The sequence below is a fragment of the Streptomyces sp. NPDC096046 genome, from assembly GCF_040303285.1.
GTDB lineage: Bacteria > Actinomycetota > Actinomycetes > Streptomycetales > Streptomycetaceae > Streptomyces.
In genome coordinates this window covers 72,944-80,672 of sequence record NZ_JBEOSZ010000037.1, presented here as the reverse complement: position 1 = coordinate 80,672, position 7,729 = coordinate 72,944, and the positions used below count along the sequence as shown (strand labels likewise).

6 protein-coding genes and 1 pseudogene are annotated in these 7,729 nt (G+C 72.4%); 4 read left to right on the top strand and 3 right to left on the bottom strand.

Features of this window, described 5'->3' with window-relative positions; translation table 11 throughout:
• Positions 1–87: 87 nt before the first annotated feature.
• Positions 88–1,143 carry an LLM class F420-dependent oxidoreductase gene (locus ABTX62_RS27240; protein ID WP_352118677.1) on the bottom strand — a complete coding sequence of 352 codons (1,056 nt, stop codon included), beginning with the start codon at positions 1,141–1,143 and terminating at the stop codon, positions 88–90.
• 207 nt (positions 1,144–1,350) lie between these two features.
• Here ABTX62_RS27240 and ABTX62_RS27235 point away from each other — a divergent pair.
• The 3 genes and pseudogenes from ABTX62_RS27235 to ABTX62_RS27225 form a co-directional block, all read left to right on the top strand.
• Positions 1,351–2,451 (top strand): annotated as a pseudogene (locus tag ABTX62_RS27235) (pectate lyase family protein); the annotation flags it as partial.
• A 112-nt stretch (positions 2,452–2,563) separates the two neighbouring features.
• Positions 2,564–3,547, top strand: a complete 984-nt coding sequence (locus tag ABTX62_RS27230; RefSeq protein ID WP_352118676.1) for an aldo/keto reductase — start codon at positions 2,564–2,566, stop codon at positions 3,545–3,547.
• Positions 3,544–6,105 (top strand): helix-hairpin-helix domain-containing protein, encoded by a 2,562-nt coding sequence (locus ABTX62_RS27225; RefSeq protein WP_352118675.1) that lies wholly within the window; start codon positions 3,544–3,546, stop codon positions 6,103–6,105. The genes ABTX62_RS27230 and ABTX62_RS27225 overlap by 4 nt, the downstream gene beginning before the upstream one ends.
• Before the next feature lie 59 nt (positions 6,106–6,164).
• On the opposite strand, the gene ABTX62_RS27220 is transcribed toward ABTX62_RS27225, so the two are convergent.
• Positions 6,165–6,869: a hypothetical protein gene (locus ABTX62_RS27220; protein WP_352118674.1), complete on the bottom strand. Its 705-nt coding sequence runs from the start codon at positions 6,867–6,869 to the stop codon at positions 6,165–6,167.
• A gap of 47 nt (positions 6,870–6,916) precedes the next feature.
• On the opposite strand from ABTX62_RS27220, the gene ABTX62_RS27215 reads away from it, so the two are divergent.
• Positions 6,917–7,105, top strand: coding sequence for a DUF5703 family protein (locus ABTX62_RS27215; RefSeq protein WP_283971713.1), 189 nt, complete (start codon positions 6,917–6,919; stop codon positions 7,103–7,105).
• A gap of 80 nt (positions 7,106–7,185) precedes the next feature.
• Here ABTX62_RS27215 and ABTX62_RS27210 read toward each other — a convergent pair.
• Positions 7,186–7,729, bottom strand: a 544-nt coding sequence (locus ABTX62_RS27210) for a chaplin (RefSeq protein WP_352118673.1), incomplete at its 5' end; no start/stop codon positions are given.

Genomic DNA, 7,729 nt, shown 5'->3' with positions numbered 1-7,729 from the left:
CGTAGCGGAGCTACTAGGGCGTTTCGGCAACGCGGCGAGGTGCGGCACCAGGCCGCGCGACCCGGACGGGCATAGTGAAAGGACCCCTTAGGCGAGCCCGGCGCGCTCCAGGGCCTCGGTGCCGGCCCTGAGGGACGCGAGCCGCTCGTCGAGCGTGAAGCCCGCCGGCGCGAGGGACAGGGTGGTGACCCCGGCCGCGGCGTAGGCCTTCATCCGGTCCGCGATGCGGTCCACGGAACCGAGCAGGGTCGTCTTGTCGATCAGGTCGTGCGGGACGGCGGCCGCGGCGCCCTGCTTGTCGCCGGAGAGGTACTTGCTCTGGATCTCGGCGGCTTCCCGCTCGTAGCCCATGCGCTGGGCGAGCTGGTTGTAGAAGTTCTGCTTGGGGCTGCCCATGCCGCCGACGTACAGCGCGGTGTAGGGGCGGAAGGTGTCGGCGAGCGCGGCCACGTCCTTGTCGTCGCCGACGGCGAGCGGCAGGGTCGGGCAGACATCGAACCCGTCGAGGGTCTTGCCGGCCTTCTCGCGCCCGGCGCGCAGATACGAGATCGTCGTGTCCTCGAGGTGCTCGGCGGCCGGGAAGATCAGCAGGGCGCCGTCGGCGATCTCGCCGGTCTGCTCCAGGTTCCGGGGACCGATCGCGGCGATGTACAGCGGGATGTGCTCGCGCTGCGGGTGCACGGTCAGCTTGATCGGCTTGCCGGGGCCGTCGGGCAGGGGCAGGGTCCAGTGCTGTCCCTCGTACGACAGGCGCTCACGGGTCATGGCCTTGCGGACGATCTCGACGTACTCGCGGGTGCGGGCCAGCGGCTTGTCGAACTTGACGCCGTACCAGCCCTCGGAGACCTGCGGGCCCGAGACGCCGAGGCCGAGGCGGAAGCGGCCGCCGGAGAGGGAGTCGAGGGTGGCGGCGGTCATGGCGGTCATCGCGGGCTGGCGGGCCGGGATCTGGAAGATGGCGGAGCCGACGTCGATGCGCTCGGTCTGGGCGGCGACCCAGCTCAGTACGGTGGCGGCGTCGGATCCGTAGGCCTCGGCGGCCCAGCAGACGGCGTAGCCGAGCCGGTCGGCCTCCTGCGCGACGGCCAGGTTGTCCGCGTCCATTCCGGCACCCCAGTAGCCGAGGTTGATACCGAGCTGCATGCCGCATCCCCTTACTGATCAGTAACGTGCCTTGTCCGGGCACCTTAGCGCGGGGGCGGGGGCGAGGTACACGGTCAGGGCCCCGCAGCCGTTTAGATGAGTGAACGGGAATCATGGACGCGACCATTGACGCGTCCACAGCAAGTTCGTACCTTTCTGGAAAGCGCTTTCCGTCACCACCGTCCGAAGACGAACGGAGAGGCAAGGATGAAGCGAACACTCCCCCTGAGGCTCCACGCCGCGCTGGCCACGATGGCCCTCGCCGCCGCGACCGGCACTCTCGTGTCGATGCCCGAGGCGTCGGCGGCGACCGGTGGCGCCACCGGCTACGCGACCCAGAACGGCGGTACCACCGGCGGCGCCGGAGGCCGGACGGTGCGGGCGACCACCGGAACGGCGATCCACCAGGCCCTGTGCGGCCGGGCGAGCACCAGCACCCCCCTCACCATCGAGGTGAGCGGGACCATCAGCCACGCCAACACCAAGAAGGTCTCCGGCGGCAGCTGCGACACCGCCGACGGTGTGATCGAGCTCAAGAAGGTCGGCAACGTGACCATCGTCGGGGTCGGCAGCGGCGCCGTCTTCGACCAAGTGGGCATCCACATCCGCGAATCGAAGAACATCATCGTCCAGAACGTGACCGTCCGGAACGTCAAGAAATCCGGCTCTCCCACGTCCAACGGCGGGGACGCCATCGGCATGGAGCGCAACGTCCGCAATGTGTGGATCGATCACACCACCCTGGAGGCGTCGGGCGGTGAGTCGGAGGGCTTCGACGGCCTGTTCGACCTCAAGGACAACACCCAGTACGTGACCCTGTCCTACAGCGTCCTGCGCAACTCCGGTCGCGGCGGCCTCGTCGGGAACAGTGAGAGCGACCGGTCGAACGGCTACATCACCTACCACCACAACCGGTACGAGAACATCGACTCCCGCGCCCCGTTGCTGCGCGGCGGCATCGCCCACCTCTACAACAACCACTACGTGCGCCTCAACGAGTCCGGCATCAACTCCCGGGCCGGCGCCCGCGCCAAGGTGGACAACAACTACTTCGAGGACTCCAAGGACGTCTTGGGCACCTTCTACACCGACGCGGCCGGCTACTGGCAGGTCGGGGGCAACATCTTCGACAACGTGACCTGGTCCGCTCCCGGCCGCGAGAACCATCCGGCCGGACCCGACCCGAAGTCGAACACCACCGTCGGCATCCCGTACGCCTTCCGTGCGGACGCCGCCGGCTGTGTGCCCGCCGTCGTGAGCCGAACGGCGGGCGCGAACAAGGGCCTTCAGGTGTCGGACGGCACCTGCTGAACGAGGACACCCGGCACCGTCGGATCGGGCGACCTCACGGTCCCGCTCCCGGAAATCGGTGGTCCACAGCCACCCACACCGTAGGTTCTGGCCAGTAATCTCGGCGTTCATGGAGCAGAGGCAACTCGGTCGCACCGGCCTTCGTGTGTCCCGGATCGGGCTCGGCACCCTGACCTGGGGGCGGGACACCGACGAGCACGACGCCGCGGACCTGGTGAAGACCTTCTGGGAAGCGGGCGGGACCCTCGTCGACACCGCGGACGTGTACGGCGACGGTGAGGCCGAATACCTCCTCGGAAAGCTCATCGACGGCCTGGTGCCCCGCCGCGACCTGGTCATCTCGACCAAGGCGGGCAGCGTTGCGGACCCCGACCGCCGCTTCGACGGGTCGCGTGGCCATCTGCTCTCCGCGCTGGACGGCTCGCTCGCCCGGCTCGGCACCGACCATGTCGACCTGTGGCACGTGCACGCGTACGACCCGGACACCCCGCTGGAGGAGACCCTCCAGGCCCTCGACCTCGCGGTCTCCAGCGGGCGTGCCCGTTACGCCGCCGTCTCCAACTTCTGCGGCTGGCAGCTGGCCAAGGCCGCGACCTGGCAGCTCTCGGCTCCCGGCAGGACCCGCCTCGCCGGTACGCAGCTGGAGTACTCCCTGCTCCAGCGCGGTGTGGAGCGCGAGGTGCTGCCGGCCGCGCTGGACCTGGGCATAGGCCTGCTGCCGTCCTCGCCGCTCGGACGCGGGGTGCTGACGGGCAAGTACCGGGGCGACTCGATGCCACCGGACTCGCGCGCCACCTCGGAGCATCTGGCGCCGTTCGTCGCGCCGTACCTGGACGACACGGCGAGCCGCATCGTGGACGCCGTGGCCACCGCGGCCGACGGACTGGCGGTGACGCCGCTCCAGGTGGCCCTGGCGTGGGTCCGCGACCGGCCGGGGGTGGCCGCGCCGATCGTCGGCGCGCGCAACGCGCAGCAGCTCACGGCGGCGTTGTCAGTGGAGACCCTTAGTCTTCCTGACGAGATCTGCCGGGCGCTCGACGATGTGTCGGCGCCCGTGCACCGCTATCCCGATCACGACTGGAGCACGCTGTGAGCACGGAGCCCGAGACCACGGAGGACACCGAGCCGGGGACGCCGGGCGCCGAGAGCACACCGGCCGGAGCGGCCCGGACCGACCGAAGTTTGGGCGGCGCCGGGGAGAGGGCCGGCACGGAGAGTCCCGAAGCGGACGCCGGGGAGGGGGCCGAGGCCGCAGGGGCTGAAGCCGCAGACGGGCAGGAGTCCGGCACCGAGGGCAGCGATGCGGGCGGCGGGCAGGGGGCCGAGGCGTCGGGGGCTGAAGCCGCAGACCGGCAGGAGTCCGGCACCGAGGGCAGCGAAGCGGGCGGCGGGCAGGGGGCCGACGCCGAGGGCAGCGAAGCGGGCGGCGGGCAGGAGTCCGGCTCCGAGGGCGCTGAAGCAGGCGGCGGGCAGGGGGCCGACGCCGAGGGCAGCGAAGCGGGCGGCGGGCAGGAGTCCGGCTCCGAGGGCGCTGAAGCAGGCGGCGGGCAAGGGTCCGACACAGAGGCCGCTGCAGCAGGCGCCGGGCAGGTGTCCGAGGCCGAGGCCGAGTTGCGGGCTCAGCAGGCCGAGCGGGAGCGCATCGAACAGCGCAAGGCCGAGAAGAAGACGCCCATCGAGGCCGGCACCAAACTGAGCGGCAAGGCCGCCGACCTGCTCGCGGCCGTACGGGCCGTCGAGAGCGGTGAGAAGCCGGTGGCCACCGTGTTCGAAGAGCCCCGCCCCGCCCCCCGCCGCTCCGCCCCCGAGCCGGAACGGCGGCCCCGGCCGGTGGCGTCCGAGCCCGTCGCCGCCCCGATGGCTCCCGCGCCGGAGGCGGTCCAGTCCGTGAAGCGGGTGCTCGGCGAGGGCGGGGCCCCCGAGGTGCTCGCGCCGCAGATCGCCGCCGCACTCGGCGAGGGAGCGGACGAACGGCTGCGCGCCGATCCCTGGCAGTTGCTGCGGATCCCCGGCGTGCGCCCCGAGCAGGCCGACGGTTTCGCGCGGACCCTGCTCGGAGCCGAGTGCGGCCCGGACGACGAGCGGCGGGGCCGGGCCCTCACTGGTTGGCTCCTGGAGCAGGCGGCGCTGGCCGGGCACACCGCCCTGGAGATGTCGGCGCTCCTCGCCGCCCTGGCCCAGCGGGGCGTCCCGGAGCCCGACAGTGCCGTGCAGGACGCGATCGCGGAGGGCGAGGCCCTGGTCTTCCAGGACGCGCTGGAGGAGAAGGCCGCCGCCCCGGCCCGGAGCGACGAGGAGGGCGCGGCGGAGGACGAGGAGCGCCCGGTCCGTGTCCTGGTCGGACTGGAGCGGTACGCGCTGGCGGAGGAGAGCCTGGCCGACGGCCTGGCCCGGCTGGTCAACTCGGCGCCCAAGCAGGACGGTTCGGCCGAGGACTGGGAGCGGGCCGCCGCCGCGGCCCAGGGGTCGACGGCGGAGCTGATCCGCGCGGTCGCCGGTCAGGGCCTGGTGCTGCACACCGGCGGCGAGGCGGCTCTGGCCGAGCCCGCGGCGCTGCTGAACACCGCGCGGTCCCTCGGGCTGCGGGCCTGGGCGGCCACGCACGGTCCGATCGGCCGCAACCGTTTCGTGGCCCTGCTGCACCGGTCCGGCCCGGCGGCGGACGGCCCCGGGCGAGCGGACGAGACGCCCGCGGGCGCCCCCGTGGCCACCGTCGCCGGGCTGCTCTCCGGCCTCGAAGGACCCGGCCGGGACGCGGACGGGGTCCTCGATCTCGATCTGCTGGTCGTGCTCGACGCGCCGCAGCTGGATGTCGAGGCGGCGGCGCTGCTGACGGAGTCGCTGCCGGACGGTGCGCGTCTGGTGCTGGCCGGTGATCCGGCGGTGCTGTGGTCCGTGGGACCGGGCCGGGTGTTCGCGGATCTGCTCACGGCACGGATCTGTCCCCAGGTGGCCTCACGCCGGCCGGATCCGGGGCCGCTGGGCGAGCTGGTCTCCGGTATCGGCATCGGCGAGCTGAACCAGGTCGAGGCCCCCGGCAAGGAGGTCGTGATCGTGCCGGTGCGGGACGCGGGCGAGGCCGTGCACCGGACGGTGCAGCTCGTCGTGGACTCGGTGCCGCGGGCGATCGGCGTACCGGCCGACGAGACCCAGGTGGTCACGCCGGGGCACGGCGGAGCGGTCGGAACGCGCGTGCTCAACGCGGCGCTGAAGGAGCGGCTCAACCCCGGCCCGGGCCGCTTCGGCGGCTTCGACCCCGGCGACCGGATCGTCTACTCCCCCGTCCCCGGGCGTGCGCTGCCGGGCCGGGTGGTGAAGGCGGATGCCGAGGGGCTGCATCTGTCGTGCGAGGGCGAGGCCGTCGTCGTGCCGAAGGAGCGGGTGGAACAGACCGTGCGGCACGGTTGGGCGCTGACCGCGCACCAGGCCGTGGGGAGCCGATGGCCCGCGGTGGTCGTGGTGCTGCCCGGTGACGCGGCGCAGGCGCTCAGCCGGCCGTGGGTGTACACGGCGTTCGGGCGGGCCGACCGGCATCTGTCCGTGGTGCACGGCGTGGAACAGGCGCTCCCCCGGGCCGTGGCCGAGGTTCCGGCGAAGCCGCGGACGACCCGGCTTCCGGTACTGCTCGCACCGCAGATCAGCGGTACGTGACGGGGTGGTGGTCACGGGCCGGACCCGTGACCACCACCCCGTGGCCGCCTACGGTGCGCTCAGCGGCGGTCCGCTTCCAGCGGTTCCAGGTCCTCGTCCTCGTCCAGGTCCGCGTCGACGAGCTCGTCCTCGAGATCTTCCTCGTCATCGTCGACGTCGTCGATCTCGTCGTCGAAGACGGCGCTGACGTCGAAGCGGCAGACCACCTGCTCCGCGTCGACCTGTTCGAACGGTGCCTCCAGCCACTCGCCGGGTTCGGCCGGCTCGTCCGCCGCCGTCACCCAGAGCGTGGAGTCGCCCTCCTCCAGCCCGAACTCCTTGTGCCGGGAGGCGATCTCGTCGGGTTCGAACTCGCCGAACAGCAGCCCGAGAGCGCCGTGCACCGTCCCGGAGGCCGGGGCGCCGTCATCGCCCTCCGCCGATTCGATCCGCTGTGCCTGCGCCAGCAGCCGCTGAGGCTCGGCGACGGCGTAGTCACGACGGATCAGCACGCTCAGCGCGTTCGGTTCCTCGGGACCGGTGTACGGGGGCAGCGCGTCCTCCGCCCCGGGGATCTCGAAGGGCGTGACCTCGTCGTAGCGGTCGTAGAGCAGTTCGTCATACACCTCTGCGGCCGCGGCCAGCTGGTTGAACGCCTCGTAGACCGCCGGGTCGTCCTCTCCCGACCGGCGTTCGACCGCGGCCAGGTGGCGGTCGAGCGCGGTCTTGACCGCCTCGGCGGCGGCGCGTACCTCGGCAGCGGTGGGCTGCGCAGCATCAGACATAGTGCAGACGCTATCCGTACCTGGCCCCAGCCCGCACAATAGATGCGATGCCGGAATACGAATTTGTCGATGTGCACGTCCCTCGTGGGGTCTCCCGCAAGGAAACGGCACGTCTGCTGACCGACCACGCGGAGTACGGAAACTGGGAGTTGTACCGTCTGAGCCTGCTGCGCGACGGCAGCCGCAGGGTGCGGTTGCGTCGAAGGATCATCCGCCAGGTGCGGGCCACGTGGTGAGCTGAGACGGGCACGGGGAGAAACACATGACGGAGCGGGCCCCGCCTCGGCGGGGCCCGCTCCGTTTCCCGGGGGCCATGTCAGGCCGAGGCGCGCGCCTTGCGGTAGAGGATCGCGCCCGCCAGCAGCGCGCCCGCGCCGGCCGGGAGGGCGAGGCCGAGCGGCAGATCGCTACCGGTGCTGGCGAGCTGGGCGTCGCTCTTCGGCTGCGTCAGGAACTGGCCGTCCGGCTGGTTCCCGTGCGAGGAGCCGCCAGGAGTCCCGACGGCGGTGGCGGGCGGAGTGCCCCGAGTGCCGGAATCGCCGGGGTCACCAGGGGTTCCGGGGCCGCCGGGGGCTCCGGGGTCGACGGGGTGACCCGGGGTGCCGGGATCACTTGGGTTGCCCGGGTTACCGGGGTCGCCCGGGTGGCCGGGGTTTCCGGGGCCGCCCGGCTGGCCGGGGGTCTCGTGACCGCCGCCGGGCGGGGTGCCGTGGTGGCCGCCGCCACCGTTCGAGCAGTCGTTGCCCGTGCTGGGGTTGCCGGCGCCGATGACATCGACACTGTTGCCGCAGACGTTCACCGGCACGTGCACCGGCACCTGGACGTGGTTGCCCGAGCCGACGCCAGGCGAGCCGGTGGCG

What these genes read in the sequence shown, in the direction of transcription:
- ABTX62_RS27240 (WP_352118677.1), bottom strand. Translation starts at nt 1,143, where the DNA reads ATGCAGCTCGGTATCAACCTCGGCTACTGGGGTGCCGGAATGGACGCG.
- ABTX62_RS27230 (WP_352118676.1), top strand. Translation starts at nt 2,564, where the DNA reads ATGGAGCAGAGGCAACTCGGTCGCACCGGCCTTCGTGTGTCCCGGATC.
- ABTX62_RS27220 (WP_352118674.1), bottom strand. Translation starts at nt 6,869, where the DNA reads ATGTCTGATGCTGCGCAGCCCACCGCTGCCGAGGTACGCGCCGCCGCC.
- ABTX62_RS27215 (WP_283971713.1), top strand. Translation starts at nt 6,917, where the DNA reads ATGCCGGAATACGAATTTGTCGATGTGCACGTCCCTCGTGGGGTCTCC.